Annotated in this window: 21 protein-coding genes; 7 read left to right on the forward strand and 14 right to left on the reverse strand. The window is 35.8% G+C overall.

Translation table 11 applies throughout. The features are described from left to right. Positions 1-10 precede the first annotated feature (10 nt). The 8 genes from Q0Y61_RS02225 to Q0Y61_RS02260 form a co-directional block, all read right to left on the reverse strand. Positions 11-1,252 carry a S41 family peptidase gene (locus tag Q0Y61_RS02225; protein WP_297810851.1) on the reverse strand — a complete coding sequence of 414 codons (1,242 nt, stop codon included), beginning with the start codon at positions 1,250-1,252 and terminating at the stop codon, positions 11-13. Between the two features lie 160 nt (positions 1,253-1,412). Next, complete coding sequence (locus Q0Y61_RS02230; protein ID WP_297810690.1) at positions 1,413-2,567, reverse strand: GTPase; 1,155 nt, start codon at positions 2,565-2,567, stop codon at positions 1,413-1,415. A 115-nt stretch (positions 2,568-2,682) separates the two neighbouring features. Beyond that, positions 2,683-4,581, reverse strand: coding sequence for a tRNA uridine-5-carboxymethylaminomethyl(34) synthesis enzyme MnmG (mnmG, locus tag Q0Y61_RS02235; protein ID WP_297810693.1), 1,899 nt, complete (start codon positions 4,579-4,581; stop codon positions 2,683-2,685). A 216-nt stretch (positions 4,582-4,797) separates the two neighbouring features. Beyond that, a complete protein-coding gene (locus Q0Y61_RS02240) occupies positions 4,798-6,909 on the reverse strand; it encodes a methyl-accepting chemotaxis protein (protein WP_297810697.1) in 2,112 nt (703 codons plus the stop codon). A 123-nt stretch (positions 6,910-7,032) separates the two neighbouring features. Next, positions 7,033-7,767, reverse strand: a complete 735-nt coding sequence (locus tag Q0Y61_RS02245) for a phosphate ABC transporter ATP-binding protein (RefSeq protein WP_297810700.1) — start codon at positions 7,765-7,767, stop codon at positions 7,033-7,035. Further along, complete coding sequence (locus tag Q0Y61_RS02250; RefSeq protein ID WP_297810703.1) at positions 7,757-8,635, reverse strand: ABC transporter permease subunit; 879 nt, start codon at positions 8,633-8,635, stop codon at positions 7,757-7,759. Before Q0Y61_RS02250 ends, Q0Y61_RS02245 begins: the two co-directional genes overlap by 11 nt. 9 nt (positions 8,636-8,644) lie before the next feature. Beyond that, on the reverse strand, positions 8,645-9,484 hold the full coding sequence (locus tag Q0Y61_RS02255) for an ABC transporter permease subunit (RefSeq protein WP_297810706.1): 840 nt from the start codon (positions 9,482-9,484) through the stop codon (positions 8,645-8,647). Continuing rightward, positions 9,481-10,365 (reverse strand): phosphate ABC transporter substrate-binding protein, encoded by an 885-nt coding sequence (locus Q0Y61_RS02260; RefSeq protein ID WP_297810709.1) that lies wholly within the window; start codon positions 10,363-10,365, stop codon positions 9,481-9,483. Before Q0Y61_RS02260 ends, Q0Y61_RS02255 begins: the two co-directional genes overlap by 4 nt. A gap of 85 nt (positions 10,366-10,450) precedes the next feature. Between Q0Y61_RS02260 and Q0Y61_RS02265 the strand changes: the two genes are divergently transcribed. The 6 genes from Q0Y61_RS02265 to Q0Y61_RS02290 all read left to right on the forward strand — a co-directional run bounded on the left by Q0Y61_RS02265 (position 10,451) and on the right by Q0Y61_RS02290 (position 13,796). After that, positions 10,451-10,576 carry a hypothetical protein gene (locus tag Q0Y61_RS02265; RefSeq protein ID WP_297810712.1) on the forward strand — a complete coding sequence of 42 codons (126 nt, stop codon included), beginning with the start codon at positions 10,451-10,453 and terminating at the stop codon, positions 10,574-10,576. A 29-nt stretch (positions 10,577-10,605) separates the two neighbouring features. Next, the gene (locus Q0Y61_RS02270) at positions 10,606-11,595 is read left to right on the forward strand and encodes a cation transporter (RefSeq protein ID WP_297810715.1); all 990 of its coding nucleotides are present in this window, start codon (positions 10,606-10,608) and stop codon (positions 11,593-11,595) included. Positions 11,596-11,741: 146 nt separating this feature from the next. Then, positions 11,742-12,155, forward strand: a complete 414-nt coding sequence (locus Q0Y61_RS02275; RefSeq protein ID WP_297810718.1) for a hypothetical protein — start codon at positions 11,742-11,744, stop codon at positions 12,153-12,155. A 9-nt stretch (positions 12,156-12,164) separates the two neighbouring features. Next, positions 12,165-12,524, forward strand: coding sequence for a flagellar motor switch protein FliN (gene fliN, locus Q0Y61_RS02280; RefSeq protein WP_297810721.1), 360 nt, complete (start codon positions 12,165-12,167; stop codon positions 12,522-12,524). Continuing rightward, positions 12,521-13,045 (forward strand): hypothetical protein, encoded by a 525-nt coding sequence (locus Q0Y61_RS02285; protein WP_297810724.1) that lies wholly within the window; start codon positions 12,521-12,523, stop codon positions 13,043-13,045. Before fliN ends, Q0Y61_RS02285 begins: the two co-directional genes overlap by 4 nt. After that, the gene (locus Q0Y61_RS02290) at positions 13,032-13,796 is read left to right on the forward strand and encodes an energy transducer TonB (RefSeq protein ID WP_297810728.1); all 765 of its coding nucleotides are present in this window, start codon (positions 13,032-13,034) and stop codon (positions 13,794-13,796) included. Before Q0Y61_RS02285 ends, Q0Y61_RS02290 begins: the two co-directional genes overlap by 14 nt. A gap of 4 nt (positions 13,797-13,800) precedes the next feature. On the opposite strand, the gene Q0Y61_RS02295 is transcribed toward Q0Y61_RS02290, so the two are convergent. The 6 genes from Q0Y61_RS02295 to Q0Y61_RS02320 are packed head-to-tail and all read right to left on the reverse strand — an operon-like array spanning position 13,801 to position 19,459. Continuing rightward, the gene (locus Q0Y61_RS02295) at positions 13,801-14,736 is read right to left on the reverse strand and encodes a beta-1,4-N-acetylgalactosaminyltransferase (protein WP_297810730.1); all 936 of its coding nucleotides are present in this window, start codon (positions 14,734-14,736) and stop codon (positions 13,801-13,803) included. A 9-nt stretch (positions 14,737-14,745) separates the two neighbouring features. Beyond that, on the reverse strand, positions 14,746-15,051 hold the full coding sequence (locus tag Q0Y61_RS02300; RefSeq protein WP_297810733.1) for a hypothetical protein: 306 nt from the start codon (positions 15,049-15,051) through the stop codon (positions 14,746-14,748). Beyond that, the gene (locus Q0Y61_RS02305; protein ID WP_297810737.1) at positions 15,052-16,197 is read right to left on the reverse strand and encodes a hypothetical protein; all 1,146 of its coding nucleotides are present in this window, start codon (positions 16,195-16,197) and stop codon (positions 15,052-15,054) included. Beyond that, positions 16,198-17,211, reverse strand: a complete 1,014-nt coding sequence (locus tag Q0Y61_RS02310) for a glycosyltransferase (RefSeq protein ID WP_297810740.1) — start codon at positions 17,209-17,211, stop codon at positions 16,198-16,200. Beyond that, a complete protein-coding gene (locus tag Q0Y61_RS02315) occupies positions 17,201-18,619 on the reverse strand; it encodes a hypothetical protein (protein WP_297810743.1) in 1,419 nt (472 codons plus the stop codon). The genes Q0Y61_RS02310 and Q0Y61_RS02315 overlap by 11 nt, the downstream gene beginning before the upstream one ends. 3 nt (positions 18,620-18,622) lie before the next feature. Continuing rightward, positions 18,623-19,459, reverse strand: a complete 837-nt coding sequence (locus Q0Y61_RS02320; protein WP_297810746.1) for a glycosyltransferase — start codon at positions 19,457-19,459, stop codon at positions 18,623-18,625. 72 nt (positions 19,460-19,531) lie between these two features. On the opposite strand from Q0Y61_RS02320, the gene Q0Y61_RS02325 reads away from it, so the two are divergent. Next, positions 19,532-20,344, forward strand: coding sequence for a class I SAM-dependent methyltransferase (locus tag Q0Y61_RS02325; RefSeq protein ID WP_297810749.1), 813 nt, complete (start codon positions 19,532-19,534; stop codon positions 20,342-20,344). The last annotated feature ends 10 nt before the right edge of the window (positions 20,345-20,354 follow it).

Here is a 20,354-nt window from a genome sequence, read left to right on the forward strand (position 1 = left end):
TTCACTCCTTTTATAGAACTTTAAAGATTTTTAGCACATCAATGGCGCTTTTTAGCTGAATATCTTGTAACACTTGTTTATGCGTAATAGTATTTTTGGAATCTTTTGTTTTTTTGTCTTTATTGGATTCAACTTTTGCTAATTCCCCTTCTAAATGTTTTTGTAAATCTGCTTCTTTGATACTAAAGCCGATATTTTCATCTGGCACAATGCCAGGAGAGACTTCAATATCTGGTGTTACACCTACGGCTTGAATCGTGCGCCCACTTGGCAGGTAATAGCGCGCAATTGTGAGCCTTAAAGCTTCTTTTTTCTCTGTTGGGAGAATCACTTGCACGCTGCCTTTGCCAAATGTTCCCTCACCTACTAAAACACCACGTTTGCTATCTTGAATCGCACCAGCGACAATTTCACTTGCACTTGCGCTACCATTATTGACTAATACGACAAGGGGAATCGCAGCATAAGGTGTGCGACTTGTTGCATTATAAACAATATTTTCATCTTTGATTCTCCCTTTTTGAGAGACAATAATCCCTTCTTTGATAAATAAATCACTTAATTCTACGGCTTGGTTTAACAATCCGCCCGGATTGTTGCGTAAATCTAACACAATTCCCTCTATGGTTTTGAACTTTTTTAGCTCCTCTTCTACGTGCTTACTGACATTTTTATCAAAGGAAGTTACGCGTAAATAGACATAATTAGTGTCTTCAATCCCCTTGGCATAGACAGATTCTACTTTGATATTATCCCGCATAATGTCAAAGAGAAGCGGTTTTGGTTCATTTTTACGCACAATAGTTAATTGAACCTTTGTGTTAGGTTTGCCACGCATTCTATTAACCGCTTCATCAATGCTCATATTTAAAGTGCTTTCTTCATTAATCTTTAAGATAATATCTCCACTTTTTAAACCTGCTTTATCGCCCGGTGTGCCTTCAATGGGGGCAATAATAGTCAATGCACCCTCTTTTAGAGCAATCGTGATTCCAACTCCTCCGAATTGTCCATCAGTTTGGATTTTTAAATCTTCAAATTTCTTTTCATCTAAATAAGCAGAATGTGCGTCAAGGTTTGTTAAAAGTCCGTCAATCGCTTTATCTACGATTTCATTCAGACTTAGCTCATCTACATAGTATTTTTCAACCGTTCCAATCACTTTGCGCAGCTTGTTATAAGCATCTAGTCGTGACTCATCTTCTGCAAATGCTGTGTTTTGAAAACTTACAAGTAGCAACGCACTTGCCATAAGCACATAAAAAATTTTTTTAAAATTAAATTGTTTCATAAAAGCAACCTAAAATAGAGTTTAAATGTGCGATTTTAACGCATTCTCTTTAAAACTAAAATAAAAATAAGTAAATCTCAATGGAATCTTACAAAGTGTCGTTGTGATTAATGAAACAGGGTTAAATTACAACCTCATTCTTTTCTTTTACTTCTTTTAAATTTTTGTAGTTTTCTTCTAATTTGGATTGATTGAGATGGTTAATTGAATCTGTAAGATTGTCAAAATTAGAATCCAAATAAGCAATCCAAGCCTTGCCCATAAGACCGGTTGTCGTAGCAGCCATTGTGGCATTCAATGTGCCTCCCGCAAGAGTGCCAACGGCAGGAATGAGCTTAATGAGGCTACCAACAGCGATTTTTACTGCATATCCCACTCCAGCAACTGCAGTGAATGCTCCGACTATCTTTGCAAGATTTTCTTTAGTTAGCTCTATATCATAGACACTACTAATGTGTCCTATCATTGCCATTTGTGTAGGAGCAAGAAGTGCAAAGTCTGAAAAAGGAATGGGTGTAGCAGCCATTGTGGCTGCCGCGGCTGTATATTTGGAAAGCAGGGATTGGGCAGATTGTTTTTTCTTGTCTTTATCGTATGTTTGATGTCTTGCAAACGCTTCTTTTCTACCCTCACCTAAAAGCGCATAAACTTTGTCTATCATCTCATTAATTCCCTTAAGTGGCTTAATGTATCCCTCATCATCTTCAACTGCTAAAGCCCAAATTCTTTGCAAATGTGCATCATCTATCTTAAGCTCTCTTGCAACGATTTCAGAGAATTTTTCTCCATTTTCATCTTTATCTTGCTGAGCTTTGGTAATAACTACAATCGTTGGAATCCTATGTTCTTGCAAAATTTTAAGCATTTCCTTTTCGCTCTCTTCTATGCGCCTTGTGGATTCTTGGATACAGAGTAGGGCAATGTGGATTTGTGCATTGATTCCTTGCTCATTCCTTGTTTCTAAGAAGTTTTTAATGTTTTTTAAGGTTTTTTCATAATCTTTTCTTTCTAAGCCTTTAGAGTCAAAAATGGAAAATTTATCTTTGATTTTGTATTCTTGAATCTCTTGTGTAATGGGCGTCCCGCTTCCTGCTTTTGCTATCTTTTTACCAAAAATAGCATTGATAAGAGTGCTTTTGCCTACCCCCGTAGCACCGATGATGAAGAGGTTAAGGTTTGGTTTTTCTTTTGTCATCTCTTGATAGATATTTTGAGCTTCTCCATATATTTTGTTTAAATCTATTTCGGGTTGTTGTGTTGTGTGATTTGTTTGCATTGCGAATCCTTTAAGTCAAAATCAAAGCCTTTATTATATCTCCCCTCTTTAATAACTTACTTAAAGTCTTCTGAAGTGCAGAATAGAGTTTGCTTTAGGGCAAAAGCACATCAAGCTATCCTTTTTTGTTATGTAAGTGGATATAAAGCTGCAAGACTTCTAAGCTAGCAGGGGTTATCCCACTAATCTCACTTGCTTCAAAGAGGCTTTTAGGATTGAATTTCTTTAACTTTTCAATCACTTCTAAGCTTAAACCTGAAATCCCATCAAATATGAAATCTTGAGGGATTGTAATATTTAGCATTTTGTCCATATTGTTGATGAGGTTTTGCTGTTTTTGAATGTAGTTTGCGTATTTTGCTTCTATCAAAATCTCTTCAAGTGAGCGTGTGGAGTAGTGTGTAAATGGGGATTCTACAATTTCGCAGATTTTAAGGAGTTTTTGTAAATCAAAACTGCGTCTGCTCACAATGACACTCCAAGTTGTTTTATCACTGATTTTTTCTTCTGCAATAGAATCTAAGAATCTTAAAACCCCCGATGTAGGTGTGATGGGAGTTTGATTGAGCCATTCTAGTCCCTCTTGTATATGCTTTTTATCCCGCATAAGTTCTGTGAAATCTGAATCGTCCATTAATCCTAACTTGTGTGCAAGTTCCCCAAGTCTAAACCTAGCATTTCCCTCACGCAAAAGTAAGCGGTATTCCGCACGTGAGCTAAACATACGATAGGGTTCCTTTGTGCCTTTGGTTACCAAATCATCTACTAAGACGCCGATGTAAGCCTCATTACGCTTTAAAGTAATTTCTTTTTTGTTTTGTGCGCTAAGTGCGGCATTAATCCCTGCAAGAATCCCTTGTGCTCCTGCTTCTTCATAACCTGTTGTGCCATTAATTTGTCCTGCACAATAAAGATTCTTGAGTTTTTTAGTCTCAAGCGTATGTTTCAGCTCTGTGGGATTGATATAATCGTATTCAATCGCATAGCCATAGCGCACAATTTCAGCATTTTCTAAGCCCTCAATGCTATGAATCATCTCCTCTTGCACATCAAAAGGCAATGAGCTAGTTAAACCATTGATATAGTATTCATTTGCCTCTAGGGTTTGGGGTTCTAAGAAAAGTTGATGCCTCTCTTTATCGCCAAAACGATGCACTTTATCTTCAATGCTTGGGCAATAGCGCGGACCTATTCCTTCAATTTGCCCTGTAAAAAGTGGCGCACGATGAAAGTTTGAGCGAATGATTGCGTGAGTTTTAGCATTGGTATAGGTTACATAGCAGGGAAGTTGTATAGGATTAAATGTGCCATTCCCTAGCTCTTTTTTTGTTTTTTGGCTAAAAAAGGGTGTAGGAGTATCCCCGCAATGTTTTTCTAGGTTATCAAAGCAAATGCTACTTGCTTTAATCCTTGCACAAGTGCCGGTTTTTAATCGTCCAACTTCAAGCCCAAGTGAGCGCAAATCTTCTCCTAAAGCAGATGCAGGAGGCTCTCCTGCTCGTCCATTGCCAGAAGTACTCTCTCCAATGTGGATTTTGCCTCGTAAAAATGTCCCGGTGGTTAAAATAATCTTTTTTGTATAATAAGTTTTGCCAATAGAGGTTTTTAGTCCAATCACTGCATTTTTGTTTTCATTTAACACAAGAGATTCCACAAGTTGTTGGGTTACTTCTAGGTTTTGGGTGCGGTAGCAAATGTCTCGTGCAAGGATTTTATATCTATCCATATCAATTTGCGCACGCGTTCCACGCACCGCTGGACCTTTAGAGGCATTAAGAGTGCGGAATTGTATGCCACTTTTATCCGCAAGGTAGCCCATCATACCACCAAGCGCGTCAATTTCTTTGACTAAATGCCCTTTCCCAAGTCCGCCAATGGCTGGATTGCAGCTTGCTGCACCGATTTGCTCTACTAGCATAGTAATCAGCAAAGTTTTACAACCCATTTTTGCAGCAATTAAGCTAGATTCAATTCCTGCGTGTCCCCCGCCCACTACGATAACATCATATTCCATTCTTTGCCTTGAAGTTTAAATTTTGCAATTATAGCCAATAATGAGTCATTTGGGATTTATTCTTACAAGTAAAACGAAGTAGCAAGTTTGCATTGCCACGAAAATCTTGCAATTTTCTCGCAAGGACAAGGGGCTAGAATTTGCTAGTTTATTTTGGGTTAAAATAACGAAATAGAATCGTAGAATCACGGGTGTGATTGATTCTATTTAAGAGGATTAAAATTTCTTTTTATGCACATCATTTAAGATATTTTGTGCAATATCATTAACATTTTTGGTTATATCATTCGTCATATTGGCGACTTCAACATTTTCATTTGTAACGGTCTCTAGTTGGACAATCGCTTCATTGATTTGTGAAATCCCTAAACTTTGCTCTTTAATGGATTCACTCATTTCGCTTACATTTTGCACTAGCACATTCACATTTGCTTCAATTTCGCCAAGTGATTTTCCTGTGCGTTCTGCGAGTTTGCGCACTTCATCGGCGACAACGGCGAATCCTCTTCCGTGTTCTCCTGCTCTTGCTGCTTCAATGGCTGCATTAAGGGCTAAAAGATTGGTTTGGTCTGCAATGTCTTTAATCACGCCTACGATTCCTTTAATATCTTCAGCTTGTCTTGTTGCATCACTTGTCTTGTTGCTAACATTTTCCATAGATTGGTTAATCTCTTCTACGGCTGCAGCAGATTGTTGGAGAGAGCTTGCTTGAGTTTGTGAGCCTTCGGTTAGTCTAGTCATAAATTTCTCTAGCTCGGAAGATTGTGCAGAGAGATTTTGTGCGAACCCTGCACTAGCCGTTAGCATTTGGCGGATTTCCTCTCCTAAAGTATTTGTTGTGATTTCTACACTACCTTTTGCATCTTTTACTTCTGTTGTAAAATCAAGGGTTTTATAGGATTCAAAGACACGATGGATTTCATTCATATCACTTCCCACTTTGTTTTGTAAAACATCTAACATATTATTTAGCACATTTTTAAGCTCTACTAATTGCGGATTGGCAGGTTGCTTGACGATTCTTGCCGTTAAATCTCCATTTTCAATGGCTTTAGCGGTTTGAGCAGATTGCTCAATTGCTTCTTCGTCAATTCTTAAAGAATCTTGTGTTCTCTTAATGTTGTCATTGATAAGTTTGCCCATAATTCCTAACTCATCATTCGCATTGATTTTGATGAATTGAGTCTCCTTGCTTTCGTGGTTGATGAATCGGAAGAAAGCAACAAGAGTTTTTACCAACATAGGCAGACGATTCCCCAAATTGACTTTAATATACCAATAGATTAATCCCATTGCTACAACAATAAAGATTAATGAAGCAATGCCAATCGTGTATTGCAAGTGATAAAGAGGGGCTAATACGGAATTTTTGGGTGCAGTTGTTACTACGGCAAAACTTGCTTCATTATCTGCAACAGAGAAGTTTTCTAAACTTGCAAAGCTGGAATTGCCGTGAGTGTCTGTGTAGTCGTAGATGCCATCTTGATGATTTTTGATTGCGTTAATGAGGCTTTGCGCACCGGGAGTAGGATTCACATCTTGAATTTGTTTTAAGAGTTGATTGGAATCTGGAGATGAAATAATTAGCCCATCATTATCTAGGAGTAGTCTTATATCTTGCTCAAATACGCTTTGGTCTGGGTCATTTAGATATGTTGCTATTGTTTCAGAATTGAAGATAAAGCCTATTGCACCTATAATTTGTTTTCTATTATCAAATAGGGGCATAACTAGCCCTGTTCCAATAAAATCATCTTCGCCGATTTGGAATTTTCTTGTTTTACCAAAAAATACCCGATTGCTACCATATTTACCCTCTCGTAGTGCATCTTGAACGCTTGCGAGTTGTGGAAAAGTGTCTCTTGCTTGTTTAGAGGTAATCCCCCCCACTTTGGAAGTGTCTTCGTCATAAAGCATCATAAAAAACTCACCACTTGGAGTAATGTGTAAAGGATTCTCTCTGAAGTGAGCAGGGGCGTTTTTGAGATAGAGAAATCCATAATTTGCATTAGAGGAACTATCAAAAACTCCCTCTATAACATTATAAATCCTCTGAAAGCTTAAATCTCTAATTTCAGCAGTTTCAAAAATGTGATTGAGGATTGAAGAACTCCCCCGCGTGATGGTAATTAATTCTTCTGAAATTCCCTTGATGTGGTCGGCATAACTTTGAGAGGACTTCTCAACAATGTCTTTTGCATTGCGTTGCATATTTTCACTGACGCGATTTGTAACAATTAAACTTAAAATAATGATACCAACAATAAAAATTATGGCAATTACGCTATTAAGCTTAGTTTGCAGTTTAAGGTTTCTGAAAAAATCCATATACCTAACCTCCTTTTAGAATTGAATATTTAAGTTTTTTGAAAGATTGGAATTATGCCAAAAATATTTTAAAAATTTAATAAAGTTCAAAAATTTTGTTTCTATACCATTTTCTAAATAATTTTATATTTTCAAAGCAGTTTCTAGTGCTGCTTTATCTTTGGGAACTTTTAAGAAGTTGCTATTTCCTTTTTGTGTTTGCATTACCGCTAGAGAATCCGCGATTCTTAATGCTTGGTCAATATTATGTGAAACCATTATTAAGGTATGCGTGTGAGCAATTTCAATCAATAATTCTTCAATGATATTTTGAGAATATAAATCTAGCGCACTTGTGGGTTCATCTAAAAGCAAGATTTTTGGCTCTAGGCTTAGGACTCTAGCTAAAAGTAGTCTTTGTTGTTCCCCCCCAGAAAGTCGCAAAGCATTTTCTCGCAAACGATTTTTCAGATTATTCCAAAGACCTACTTGTTGCAAAGATTCGCAAATCTTAGCTTGAATTGTGTGTTTATCTAGGTTTGTCAATAAGGAGAGGGGCAAACTCAAGTTTTTTTCAATACTTAGATTAAAAGGTTGGGGTGTTTGAAAAAGCATACCGACATTTTTGCGCAAAATCTCTAGTGGAATCCTCTGAATGTTTTGCATAGAAGTAGAATCCAAATCTAGTAAAATTTCGCCCATAATCTCCCCACCCATTTCTTCACAAAGCCGATTAATGCAGCGTAAAAAAGTGCTTTTACCGCAACCTGAAGCACCTAAAAGCGTAAAAATTCCATAAGGTTTGATTTGCAAGTTGAGGTTAGAGAAAATCTGCTTCTCCCCAAAGCGCACACCTAAATTTTTCATTTCAAGAATCATTAGAGTTCCTTTTTGCAATTCCTTTTAAGATTCCACCTAGAAGCAACAAAAATCCGCATAGGAAAAGTAGCACTAGGCTTGCTCCCATTGCGTTTTGTAGCTCTCCTTGTGTCTGATAGTTTTGGGAGTTGTAATAGATATAAAACGACAAGGATTCAAATTTGCCTAAAAGCCCATTGGGCAATCCTGCATTTGCCACTGCACCGACAAACATCACCACAGCGGTGTCTTCTGCTACTCTACCAAGCGCTAAGATTGCACCGCTTAGGATTCCATTTCTTGCTTCAGGGAGCAAAAAATACCACAGAATCTTGCCTTTAGGCAAACCTAAGCCCAAAGCATTGAGCATTAAGTCTTGCGGCACAGATAAAAGGGCTTCTTTGGTTGTAGCAATGAGTGTAGGCAAAACAAGCAAAGCAAGACAACAAGCTGCAAGGAGTAGGCAGCTGTTTGCCTCTGGTAGCAAGTGATTTTTAAGCCACAAAATGCTTAAGAATCCAAATAGCCCCATAATCACCGATGGAATCCCTGCAAGAATATCTACCATTGTGTTTAAAAACCACTTTTCAAAAGCATTGGCATAATAGGCAAGATAGATTCCACAGCCAATTCCAGGAATAATCGCAAATAAGAGGCTTAAAATCACAAGCCATAAAGTCCCAAGAATTGCAGGAAAGATTCCATTAAACACTGCTACTTTACCCAAAATCGCGCTAAGAGGTGCAGTATTGCCAAAAAAGAGTTGTAAATCTAGCACAGAGATTCCACGCCAAAATACCCAAAACAAAAGAGAGCAAACGACCAAGACAATGCAAGTGGAACTTAAGAAGCTTAAAAGATAAAGGACATTTGCGATTTTGCGTTTCATTGTGGAATCCTAAAGTGAGTTGGATTTATGCAAAATGCCACGTGCAAAAAGGGCTAAAAGCGCATTGGAAACAATCAGCAAAAATCCAGAAACAAAAAGTGCATTATACGCCTCTCCGATACTCTCATTCGCGGTGATAAGCGCGATATGCGCACTCAAAACGCGCAAAGGGTCAAAAAGTGAAGTGGCAAAATTCAAGGCATTAGAGGAGAGCATTAGCGCAATCATCGTATCACCAAAGGCTCTTCCAAAGCCTAGTAAAAATGCACCTATAAGCACGCCTTTAGCCTTTGGAATCACGATAAAATAAAAAGTTTCAAAGTCGCGCAATCCAAGTGAGAGAGCATTTAAATGCTGATTTAAAAAAGGTTTTTTAAGTCCAGATTCTAAAAGTAAAACCATTGTGGGTAGAATCACGAGACTCAAGACGCAAATACAGGCTAACAGATTTCTCCCACTTCCGTTAAAAGCCTCCCTTAAGAGTGGAACGAGTAAAAACAATGCACCAAAGGCGTAAAGCACGGTGGGAATAGAACCCATAAAACGCACAAGAAAGCTTAAAATGCTCCGCAAAAGCTTGGTTGCTTTGGATTTCATTGGCAAGATGAGAACGCAGACGATAGCTAGACTACAAGGGAATGCAACAAGCAATGTGCTAAAGCTTAGAATCAGTGAATTAACAAACATTGTCAAAACCCCAAATTCATTGGCTTTGGGATTCCAACTAAAGTGAAGTGTCAAGCTAGGATTGGAAGCAAGTGTTTGCAGTCCAAACCCACCAATCACGAGAAAAAGTAGGCAGATTCCGCTTAATGCTATGATTGTCGCAAATATTGCGACAAGTTTCATTTTGGAAGCGGGATATAGCCGGATTGTTCAATAAACTTTGCGCCATCACTAGAATAAATATAATCCACAAAAAGCTTGGTTAGTCCTTGTGGTTCACCTTTTGTATTCATATAGAGAAGGCGGCTGATTTGATAAGAACCTTCTTTTGTCTTTTCTTGGGTAGGTTCAACATTTTCAAATGCGATGCCTTTAATGCTTGTGTCTAAATGCCCGATTCCGACATAGCCAATCGCATTTTTATCTTGTGCAAGAGCAATTTTCATCGCACCATTGGAGCTAACGACATTTGCAGTTTGTGGAATCTCTATGCCTTCGTTTAAACCTTTGGATTCAAAAGTATCGCGTGTGCCGCTCCCATCTTCACGCACATAGAGGTTAATTACACCCTCATTGCCTCCTAGTTCATTCCAATTTTTGACTTCCCCGCTGAAAATTTGGCTTACTTGCTCTTTGGTGAGATTAGAGAGGGGATTTTCTTTATGCACCGCAATGGCAACCCCATCTACTGCAAAAGGAAAAGAAACCAACTGATATTTTTCAATTTCTTGGGGTTTTAGTGCGCGTCCAGTATTACCAATCTGAACTAAGCCCTCGCCAACTTTTGTGATTCCAGCACCTGTGCCACCCCCTGTAATGCTAATGGTGATTTTAGGGTTAAACGACATAATTGCTTCTGCCGCCTTTTTCATTACTGGGATATGCGCAGTGCCTCCTGCAATGTCTATCTTGCCTTGCTCTTTGGCAAAGACTGCCAAGCTTTCACTTGAAGCATTTGTCGCACTAGATTCCGCAGAATCTTTAGAATTAGACCCACAACCGGTAAATGCACCAAATGTGAGCAACAAAACTGAAGCAGATAAAAGTGTAGAGACTTTTAGCATTATTGTTCCTTATTGTGAAGTTTAAAAACGATATTGTAGCGAAATTTCTTTTAAAAATCTGTTTGTCATTGCGAGATTTTGTGTTATGGATTGCCCCATCATTTCATTCCTTGTAATGACGGAGGGGCAAACCACAATATATGGTGTGGGTGTCTTGTTTGGAATCTTGCTTTTAGGGATTTGTAATGAAATCTCTAAAAATGCGTTATAATCTTGATAAATTTATATTTAGGTTAAGTGATGAAATTTAAAATCCCAACGAGTAATTATGGTAGAAAAGTCCGCCAAAATTCCTCCCAACCTTTACAAGCGGCACAGCCCTTGAGGGCAAACAATCGGTGTGAGCAGTTTGTTTTAAAAGTTTCAATGTATAGTGCGCTACTTTTGGCTATTTTGGGGATTGGTTTTGGATTGAGCTTTAAAAGTTCCGCAATCGTTTTTGACGGAATCATCGCATTAGTTTCTGTGGGTTTGGGTCTATTAAGCGTGATTACTTCGCGCTTTGTTTATCGCGAAGATGATGATGTGTTTCAATATGGTTATGTGCGCTTTGAACCAATGGTAAATCTGTTTAAAAGTTTGATTTTGATTATCGTGTGTGTTTATGCGTTTATTGGCGGGATTGAGGATATTTTAAGTGGGGGTTATACTTTGCAAATCAATGGCGCAATGATTTACACAATTTGTGCTTTTATCTTGTGCTTTATTCTCTTCAGCTTTACAGGTTATTTTTCAAGACATCTTGATTCTGAATTAATTGGGGTAGATAATGCGGAATGGAAAATTGATTGTGTCTTGTATCTAGGGGCGTTGATTGCTTTTGGAGTGATTATTTTGTTTGATGCAGAGCAGAGTAAATCTTTGACACGCTATATTGACCCCATTTTACTTGTGCTATTGTGTGTGTTTTTGGCATTGACGCCTTTAAGGATATTCGTTTCAAATTTAAAGGATTTGATGATGGTCGCACCAAAAGAGCTAGATGATAAAATCACGGAAGTAATGGAGGTTTTAAGTATGGAATATGGATTTGAAGATTATGATACACACGTAGCCAAAAGTGGAAGATTCTTTATGATTGAAGTGAATTTCCTAACAACCGATGCAAATGCACAGATAAGTATCAGGGAAATGGACATTATTCGTAACAAAATTGAACAATCTTTAGAGATTCCAAGTTATAAAATTTGGTTACTTGTGAGTTTCACTGCGAATCCCAAATGGCTATAATTTAGAGCATTTTGAGGCTATCTATATATCAATTTCACGACAAAATACTTTAACAAATCCCTACAATTTACAGCAAAGCTAAATAAAATTTGGCTATAATCATTTTTATTAATTTTTAAACTAGGTTTCAATTTAAGGTCATTTGTATGAAAGGAATCATTGAAAAGGCATTTATTCAAGCTATGCAGGATACGCTTGAGAAAACACCCGCGCCTTGTAATAATAAACTTTTGTGTGGTTATCTCTCTAGTATCGATCTTATTTTTGACGATGATACAAAAGGGACGGTTACTTTTGTGAGCTCTAAAGAGTTTTTAAATGTTTTATCCTTTGGGTTATTTGGGGAAAATGCAAAAGATGATTTAAGTCTGCAAGACCTCTCGCAAGAATTAGCGAACTTGACGATTGGGCTTAGTAAAGTGCTTGCAATCAAAGAAGGAAAAAGCTTTAACATCAAAACTCCACGCGTATTTGGCTATGGAGAATTTCAAGATAAACAATACAATCATTTAAATTTCACGCTTGAGGGCGCTTTATGCTCGCTATTTTTGCATAGATAAAGGAAGATTATGTCAGCAGATGAATTTACACTAGCTAAAATTCAAGCACCCAAACAAGAGGATTTGGCGCGATATTTAGACGGAGTTATGAATAATTATAGCGGGCTTTTGGATATGGGAGTGATTTTCAAATCCGATTTGGGCGCTACAAAAATACCTTTGTTAGACATTTTGCGTTTTGAAAAGGGTTCTATTATTGACTTGCAAAAACCTGCAGGTGAGAGTGTAGAGATTTATATTAATGGACGCATTATCGGCAAAGGCGAAGTAATGGTCTATGAAAAAAACTTAGCCATTCGTGTCAATGAAATCTTAGATTCTAATGCCATTATTTATTACTTGACTAGAGAGAGTATTAGCACGGTATGAAAGTGGTTTTGGCACTTTTGTGCGGATTATGTTTCTTTTGTACAATCTTAAGTGCAAATAGCACAATAAGTGAAAATAATACAACTAAACCTTTATTACAGGGAATGAAGCCTGATTCTGAATCTTTAAAGTTTCCTTTTGAAACAGGGAAATCACCCCTGGAGAGTGTGAATATGCTGCAATACTTCGGTGTGATTCTAATTTTAGTCGGGCTTTTGCTGTTTTTGTGGTATGTGAAAAATCGCTTGAATGCTCCTCAAATCAAATCCTCTAAAGCCAATGTATTGGGAGCATTATTTGATAAAGGGGATTTGCAAAGTGTTGTGCAAGTGCAGTCTGTTACGACATTAGGATTCAATAGTAAGCTAGTGATATTTGAAGCGTATAATAGGCGATATTTAGTGGTTTTAAGTCCTAATGATGCAACACTATTAGATTCTTATAATGTAGAATTGTTAGAGAGTGGAGCGCAAGAATTTAAGGAACTATTAGAGCAAGAGATACCCAGTGAAGCGAAATAGCTTTCTTGCGCTTTTTTTATCTTTAGCCATTCATTTTCTTTTGTTTGCACTCTTGTTGTGGGAATTGCGCGTTGATGATTTTTATCGTCCTCAACAAATGGGGGTAAAAGAGGGTGAGCGTGTGAGTTTGAAGCATTTTAGATTCTCACAAGGTGGCGAGAATCAAAAGAGAGAAAATGTAGAATCCCAAATTTCAAAACCAACGCCTCCAAATCCTCCACAAAAGCAGGACAGCAAATCACAAGTTCAGCCAAAGCCCAAGCAGCCAAAACCTGCACCACCTAAGCAAAATAAACCCCCAAAGCCCTCTGTTAATAATGCGTTAGCACAGAGTCTCTCCAAGCCACAACCACAAAGGAGTGTAGGTGCGCTAGATTCCCCCTCTATCTATGATTTTGGCAAAGATATGTCTAATCAAGAGGTAAAAGACCTTTATGGTGAAGAGTTTGGTTCGCTTGATGCAGAGCAGAAGCGATTTATAAAGGATAATCTCAGTGGAATCGGACGCATTACACAAAGGTATTTAAAATATCCGTCTGTTGCGGGTAGAATGGGACAACAAGGGGATAATATTGTAGAATTTTATTTATATCCCAATGGAGATATATCCGACTTGAAACTCCTAACACCAAGTGGCTTTAGACTGCTAGATGAAAATAGCATTCACACGATTAAAATTGCCTATAAAGATTATCCTTATCCAAGCGTGAAAACAAAGATTAGGATTCGGGTGATGTATAGGATTTATTGAGATTCTATCTCTCAAGATCAAACCTCTGATAAAGTTGCAGAATATATTGCTCCTCTAACATTTGAGGGTCTATTTCTATCCCTATTGCTTCATCTTTGCTTGATAAAAAGTCTTTAAGCAGAATTCCATTTGGATTTGCTAATTGCCTCCTATGCTTGACATTGGGAAAATGATAGTTGCAAAATTCAGAGCGAAAAACTTTCTCATAGGGCGAAGAGAAATTTCCCTCATAAGAATCGTAGCCTTTTGACATAAGAGATTTTTGTTCTTGTGTAGGGTTGTTTATAATAAAACTATGATGAAATTTCCCAAAATTTTTGTTTTGCGTAACGATTCTTTCAAAAAATTTCATTCTCCCACTTCGTAACATTTTTTGGTCTCCAGCTCTTTGGTAAATTCCTCTTGTGTGGGTATTTGCTACATAAATTTGATTGTCTTTTACAAAGAAATCTATACGTGAGAGTGCTAAAACATCCCATTTATTTCTAGGCAAATAAAAACTCTTATAAAGATTCTTTGCGTCATAGAGATGATCCACATCAATCTTAATAAACCATTCACCTTTAGGAATAAAAGAGAGAACGAAATTATAATAATTATAAAGCTTGTTTTCCTCTTTTGTTGGATTATGGATTTGCACATTATAAGGATATTTTGCAGGAATAAAACTAGGATAGGATTTGCAAAATTCTAAGATAATCTCCTCACTTCCATCATCGCAATCATTATATCCAATCACACCTCTTTGGATTGCAGGTAAAATAGAATCCAAACTTGCCCTTAGAGTTCTTGCCTCATTTTTCACACGTATATAAGCCCAAGGGTTTAAAGGGGATTTAGGATTGCTAGAGTTTTTATCAAAGTTAAAGAATCCAAAATGTGTGCAAGGATTGTTTGGGTTTGTTTCTATAAATTGCCCCCCCCCCCGCAGAAGTGCCAAGCAATACCTTTAGTTTAAGGCTTTTTGTGATTCTACAACATAAGGCTTAGAAGTTTTAGAATCATTTGTAATTTTAATCCTCTCTTGTATTTCTAAACCTTGCTCTTTGGCAAAGTTAAGGGCTAGGAAATCCTCGTTATTAAAGGAATGGATTAGATTGTGAATAGGTTTAGGGATAAAAGAATCTATCTTATCTCTTGTGATTGTAATACAGCGATTTTCTATCTTTTTGCGTAAGCTTTGGCGCAAAGGCTTGATAGGAATAAAGGCGCAAAGGAATTTTGCCAAGTATCTTTTAAAAGCAATAATTATCATTTAATCCCCTGAAATTTGATTTGTATGTGGATTGCTAGATTGCAAGGAGAGTAGAAAATCGTAGAAATTTTTAGTGATTATTTTGTAATCCATTCTTTTTTGTGCATTTTTGAAAGTCGCTTGTTTTTTATCTAATAAATGTTCTTTGGGCGTATTTAAAATTTTTTCTAGGCTTTGTGTGATGGCATTAAGGTTATTTTGCGTAAAAAACGCAGTGTATTTATCAAAGAGGCGCAAATATTCGGGTAAATCGTTTAAGAGTGGAATCACACCATTACCTGCATATTCCATTGCTTTAATCGGAGAGGAGACACTATAAAGAGGTGTGTTGGGGATAATACCTAATCCAACATCATAAGTGCTTAACCTTGTCACAAGACTGCTAAAAGGCAAGGGTGGGTGTAGAGAGATTCTCGTATCTTTAATGGTGATTTGTCGGATTTTTTCTACTTCTTGATTGGAGCTACCACTAAAAATATCCAAACTAAACTCTCCTTTTACTTTGGAAATCGCCTCTATTATCTTTGCTAATTCTCTGTTTTCATCTATTGCGCCGATGTAAATTAACTTTAAGGGTTGGTTTATAGAAGTAATGTTGCGCATAATGGCTTCATCGTTTAAAAGCTCAAAGTCAATCCCATTTGGTAGTGAAAAGATTGGAATATTTAACTTGTGGAGAGATTTAAAATGCAAAGTAGAGCCAACATAAGCAAGACATTTATTGAGGATTTTATTATGTAAAAAAAACTTGATTTTATATTCTATGGTTTTGCGCCATATCGCCTTTTTATCTCTCTTAGCTTCATAAAGTCGGCGGTAATCGTGCGGAAAAGTTTCCCAAAAAATCACTTGTTTGTGGAAAGGTAAAATTTGTTTTGCGATTCCATAAAAGTTGCGCACGATGATGAAGTTATAGTCTAGTAAATTTCCTCCAAGATTCATAAAATTTTGGATAAATTTTCTGTGCTTCGTAGAATAGGGCAAGATAAAACGATTATTTTCAAAGCAAGGCTTGTATGCTTTGGAATCCTTGGTAAAATAGACGCAATGCACCTCTGCATATTCTAAAAGATATTTTTCAAAGACACCTTTTATAGATGTTTCTTCCTCGTTGTAGGTTTTATCGGTAATGCAGAGAATACGCATTTATTTCCTTGTAAATTTAGATTTTAAATATCGTTTCATTCTCTTTGGGAATCCATAAAGTCTAGGAAAGTAGATAGAAAATCTCCTTTTTATACTCAAAAAATGAGCATAAGGCAACAGATTTTCTTTAGAGATTCCTAAATCCTTAGAATAGCCAAAAATTTTTATCCACTCCATAATCAACATAAGAAATACAGATATTTGCTCTTTGATATGGTTTTGAATAATGGGGGAATCATAGCAAGTTAAGAGATTATTGTAATGCTGAATGATTGTATAATAACTAGTTATTTTTTTCTTTATATAGGCAAATGATATTGGTTGATTGGTTATTGAAGGGATTCCTATACGATAATTATAAAAAGGTTTAGAGTTTATATAGATGGTTTGAGACTTTGGAATTATTTCTAGTAGATAAGGATTGTCTTCGTGTATAATGTTTGGTATAAATATTGCTTTGGAGGTAAAGATAAAATTTGCCTTAAAAACAAAGTTTTGAATTGTATGTAAATTTCTCTTTCCTAAAGCTTCTATCAAATAAGGAGGTGGGACAATAGTTTCCCAAATAGATTTATCTCTTAAATAATAATTCTCTACTAAGGTTTTTTGTTGATTCAGATTTACTTTAAAGATAGAATCGCTCATTATAACATCTATTGAATTTAGAGAGATGATATTGACAAAGGTTTGCAACGCATCTTTCTCCCAATAATCATCAGAATCCAAAAACAAAACATAAGAGTTATCTCCTAGCCCTTGCCATTTTTGTTTAGCCGCCTTTAGCCCTAAATTTCTTGCTTCGGATAGTCCGTGATTCTCTTGCGAAATGAGCGTAAATCTTGTATCTTTACTTGTATATTCTTGTGCGATTTTTCCACTAGAATCTGTGCTGCCGTCATTAACTAAAATTGCTTCAAAGTTGGAATAGGTTTGATTTAAGACGGAATCTAGACATTGAGTCAAATAGGATTCTACATTATAAATAGGGAGAATAATATAGAATTTAGTTTGCATTTTTGCTCCTAATTAAATTTTGAATTACATCTTTCATTTTTTCATTATAAGCAGTGTCGCTGCTTAAGAGAGTAAAGTTTGAGACTATCTCGCTAAAATCTGAATAAATAGGAGTTGCCCCCCCCCCCTCAATTTTTGTTATTGCTTCTTGAAGTGAATCTTTGGAAGTAATTTTAAAGGATTCTTTCAATAATTCTAAAAACAATACATTTTCTCCAAATATTATAATGGGTTTTTTGTGCAATGCAACTGCTTCTAATAAAGCAGAGCCACAGATTGAAGCCACGGCTTTTGCATTTTTTATTAATGTGTTGCTTGGGGTATTAATATCTATTAAAGTGGTATTTGGGAGTGAGAGTATTTGTTGATAAGACTTTGGACTTCTAAACTCGTGAATATTTTTCAAAAAATAATCATATCTATCGTAACAAAAAAATTGACTCGGATGTTCTTTGATATATAGTTTCCAGCCTTTTGGTAAGCATTCAGATAACCATTGAATAATTGAGAGTTGTGAATTTAAAGTTGTTGTCGCCATAATGCTAGCTTCTGGCTCTTGATGTAGCGAATAGTAAATATAGTTTTCTTCTGAAGGTTGGAGAGATATTTTGTCGTATAGTCTTTTAAGATCTTTTACATATAGACTAGCCGCAAATATCTCGTGCTTCTCTAGTAATGGCTGTTTAACAAAAGCCCTTTTGTATTTTTTGTAAGGAGACCTGAAAAGATTAGTAATCAAATACGGAAAAGTTCGGACTTGGCTTTTAAAAAAGAATTTATATGGATTTGAAAAACCAATTTTTTTTCTTTTGAATAAGTTTTTTTGATAATATTCTTGTAACCCATCTATAAAAGCATATATGTGATGATGCGTTGGGCTATTGTTGAGTTTAATAAAATCTTTTGAGTTAAGTAGTATAACTTGTGTAATAGAAGTGTTGCCATATCCTAAAGGATTATTGATATTAAAAGTAGGAATATTTTTGGAAATTCCAATATCAACAGGAATGCAATCATAAGGCATTGAGTGATTTTGCCCTACTAAAAAACAAGCGTCTATTGCGTGAGATTCAAAAATTTCTAGCCAATAGGAAAGAGCAATAAAATATTTTTGCTGGATAATTCCCATATCTGTGAATTGTCTTTGTAGTCCGTGTTCAATTTTTAATTGAGTTGCCCTATATTTTTCTATGTGTGCATAGGTTAAATTATAATTGTTTTTGTAGTTGTTCTCAAAACCTTGCCTTGTCGTAAAAGATAGATAATGTTTGCAATGATTTCCATATTTGGCTTTTACTACTTCAATGTCTCTAGCAACTAAGCAAATGATATCGTATTGCTCTAAAGGAAAGTATTTATCAATAGAATTGCCAATGTGATTAATGATTATGCAACGAGGTTTTGACATTTTTTATTGTAGCAAGTATTTTTCTTTGAAATATTGATAAATACTATTTGGATAAGTAGCATTTTTGTCAAGTTGTAAGTCAAACCATTTTGCATTCCAAAGATGATATATATATATATTAGTATTTATATTGATTTGTGGTTGCGGAATAATGAAGTTTTTAACATCAAAATAATTAATATCGCAAAAATAATGTGGAGATGCAACAAAAGCCCTTAATTCCTCGTGTTGTTTAATAAAATTATCTAAAAATTTTGGACCAATGATGCCCCATTGCACTTTATTTGTGAAATTAAACTTTAGAATATTTTTTAATTTTATTTTGCTTCTATTGTTTTTATTGATAATAGTTTTTTGTGCTTCTGAAATTATCTCTAATAACATAGGAGAATCTTTGGGGGCTTTTATGACACAAGTTGTAATTATAGAAGAACCCTCTTTATTTCTCTCACTTGCAAAAACAAATGGTGTGGCTAGCGATTCTAGGTTTTGGACACAAATTGTGTCAGTATCCACCCACCACCCACCCATTTTATAGAGAATATGGTATCTAAAATAATCACTAAAAGCCGCGATTCCAACATTGCCTCTATCATCAAAAAATATTTTATCTTGCGTAAGTATTTCGTTCGCATCTTTAATAAAAAAATTAGAAAAATTCTTATGGTATTTTAGCTTTTCTTTGAGGTGCAACATAGACGCATCTTGTGGAGTATAAGTATAAAGCACAAAAGAATGATTGCAAGAGAGATAAGAGGCAATACATAAAACTTCCATTGTAGTAATAGCATTTTTGTTTGTATTTTTACTATACCAAAAGCTATGAATCGTATTGGACATATTTTAAAAATCCTTATTTTTCGGTATTATAGCATTAATAAAATAATTTTTATTTTAAAAATAGGAGCGAGAATGGGCAACAATAGTTATGATGAGGATTTTTATCGTTCTCAAATGCAAGAAAGTTACAATTCAGCTAAAGAGGTAATCTCTTATATGAGCGGGGGGGGGGGCTTATTTACTGATATAGAGAGTATTATAGATGTTGGCTGTGGTGTTGGGACTTGGCTTAAGGCTTGGACTGATGCTAAACCAAATTTAAAATATTTTGGTATTGATGGTAATGGTGTAGAAGAGAGTTTATTTTATATTGCTAAAGATTATTATAAGCAAGCAGATTTGACAGCGGATGCTGATGATATTTTTAGGAATGTAATGCAAAATATACCAGAATCTGATAAGAAGCCATTTGATTTAGCAGAAAGTTTAGAAGTTGCAGAACATTTAGAAAAGCAATATGCAGAAAATTTTATTAAACTCTTGACAATGTTTTCAGATATTGTATTGTTTTCTGCAGCGATTCCTCATCAAGGGGGAACAGAACATATTAATGAACAGCCACCAAAATATTGGGCAGATTTGTTTGCAAAATTGGATTATGTATGCTTTGATATTTTGCGTAAAAAAATTTGGAATAATGAAAAAATAGGCTTTTGGTATAGACAGAATCTATTATTATTTGTCCATAAAAGCAAAACCTACTTATTTGAAGGAAAAGGGTTTAGAGCTGAAGAGCCATTATATATTGTAAGGGCGGAGTATGTAGAATATTATTTTAAATGTTGGCAAGATAAGTGTAAAGAAAATCCAATAAGAATTTATTGGCGACATCCTACACAATTTTTCCGACATTTATGTGCATTTATTAGAGGTAAAGATATTTGACTAAATCTAA

It is taken from the genome of uncultured Helicobacter sp. (assembly GCF_947367035.1).
Taxonomy (GTDB): domain Bacteria; phylum Campylobacterota; class Campylobacteria; order Campylobacterales; family Helicobacteraceae; genus Helicobacter_D.

Bases quoted from the DNA above. Each gene is read 5' to 3' on its own strand.
- Q0Y61_RS02225 (WP_297810851.1), bottom strand. From the start codon at position 1,252: ATGGCAAGTGCGTTGCTACTTGTAAGTTTTCAAAACACAGCATTTGCA.
- Q0Y61_RS02230 (WP_297810690.1), bottom strand. From the start codon at position 2,567: ATGCAAACAAATCACACAACACAACAACCCGAAATAGATTTAAACAAA.
- mnmG (WP_297810693.1), bottom strand. From the start codon at position 4,581: ATGGAATATGATGTTATCGTAGTGGGCGGGGGACACGCAGGAATTGAA.
- Q0Y61_RS02240 (WP_297810697.1), bottom strand. From the start codon at position 6,909: ATGGATTTTTTCAGAAACCTTAAACTGCAAACTAAGCTTAATAGCGTA.
- Q0Y61_RS02245 (WP_297810700.1), bottom strand. From the start codon at position 7,767: ATGATTCTTGAAATGAAAAATTTAGGTGTGCGCTTTGGGGAGAAGCAG.
- Q0Y61_RS02250 (WP_297810703.1), bottom strand. From the start codon at position 8,635: ATGAAACGCAAAATCGCAAATGTCCTTTATCTTTTAAGCTTCTTAAGT.
- Q0Y61_RS02255 (WP_297810706.1), bottom strand. From the start codon at position 9,484: ATGAAACTTGTCGCAATATTTGCGACAATCATAGCATTAAGCGGAATC.
- Q0Y61_RS02260 (WP_297810709.1), bottom strand. From the start codon at position 10,365: ATGCTAAAAGTCTCTACACTTTTATCTGCTTCAGTTTTGTTGCTCACA.
- Q0Y61_RS02265 (WP_297810712.1), top strand. From the start codon at position 10,451: ATGGATTGCCCCATCATTTCATTCCTTGTAATGACGGAGGGGCAAACC.
- Q0Y61_RS02270 (WP_297810715.1), top strand. From the start codon at position 10,606: ATGAAATTTAAAATCCCAACGAGTAATTATGGTAGAAAAGTCCGCCAA.
- Q0Y61_RS02275 (WP_297810718.1), top strand. From the start codon at position 11,742: ATGAAAGGAATCATTGAAAAGGCATTTATTCAAGCTATGCAGGATACG.
- fliN (WP_297810721.1), top strand. From the start codon at position 12,165: ATGTCAGCAGATGAATTTACACTAGCTAAAATTCAAGCACCCAAACAA.
- Q0Y61_RS02285 (WP_297810724.1), top strand. From the start codon at position 12,521: ATGAAAGTGGTTTTGGCACTTTTGTGCGGATTATGTTTCTTTTGTACA.
- Q0Y61_RS02300 (WP_297810733.1), bottom strand. From the start codon at position 15,051: ATGATAATTATTGCTTTTAAAAGATACTTGGCAAAATTCCTTTGCGCC.
- Q0Y61_RS02305 (WP_297810737.1), bottom strand. From the start codon at position 16,197: ATGCGTATTCTCTGCATTACCGATAAAACCTACAACGAGGAAGAAACA.
- Q0Y61_RS02310 (WP_297810740.1), bottom strand. From the start codon at position 17,211: ATGCAAACTAAATTCTATATTATTCTCCCTATTTATAATGTAGAATCC.
- Q0Y61_RS02315 (WP_297810743.1), bottom strand. From the start codon at position 18,619: ATGTCAAAACCTCGTTGCATAATCATTAATCACATTGGCAATTCTATT.
- Q0Y61_RS02320 (WP_297810746.1), bottom strand. From the start codon at position 19,459: ATGTCCAATACGATTCATAGCTTTTGGTATAGTAAAAATACAAACAAA.
- Q0Y61_RS02325 (WP_297810749.1), top strand. From the start codon at position 19,532: ATGGGCAACAATAGTTATGATGAGGATTTTTATCGTTCTCAAATGCAA.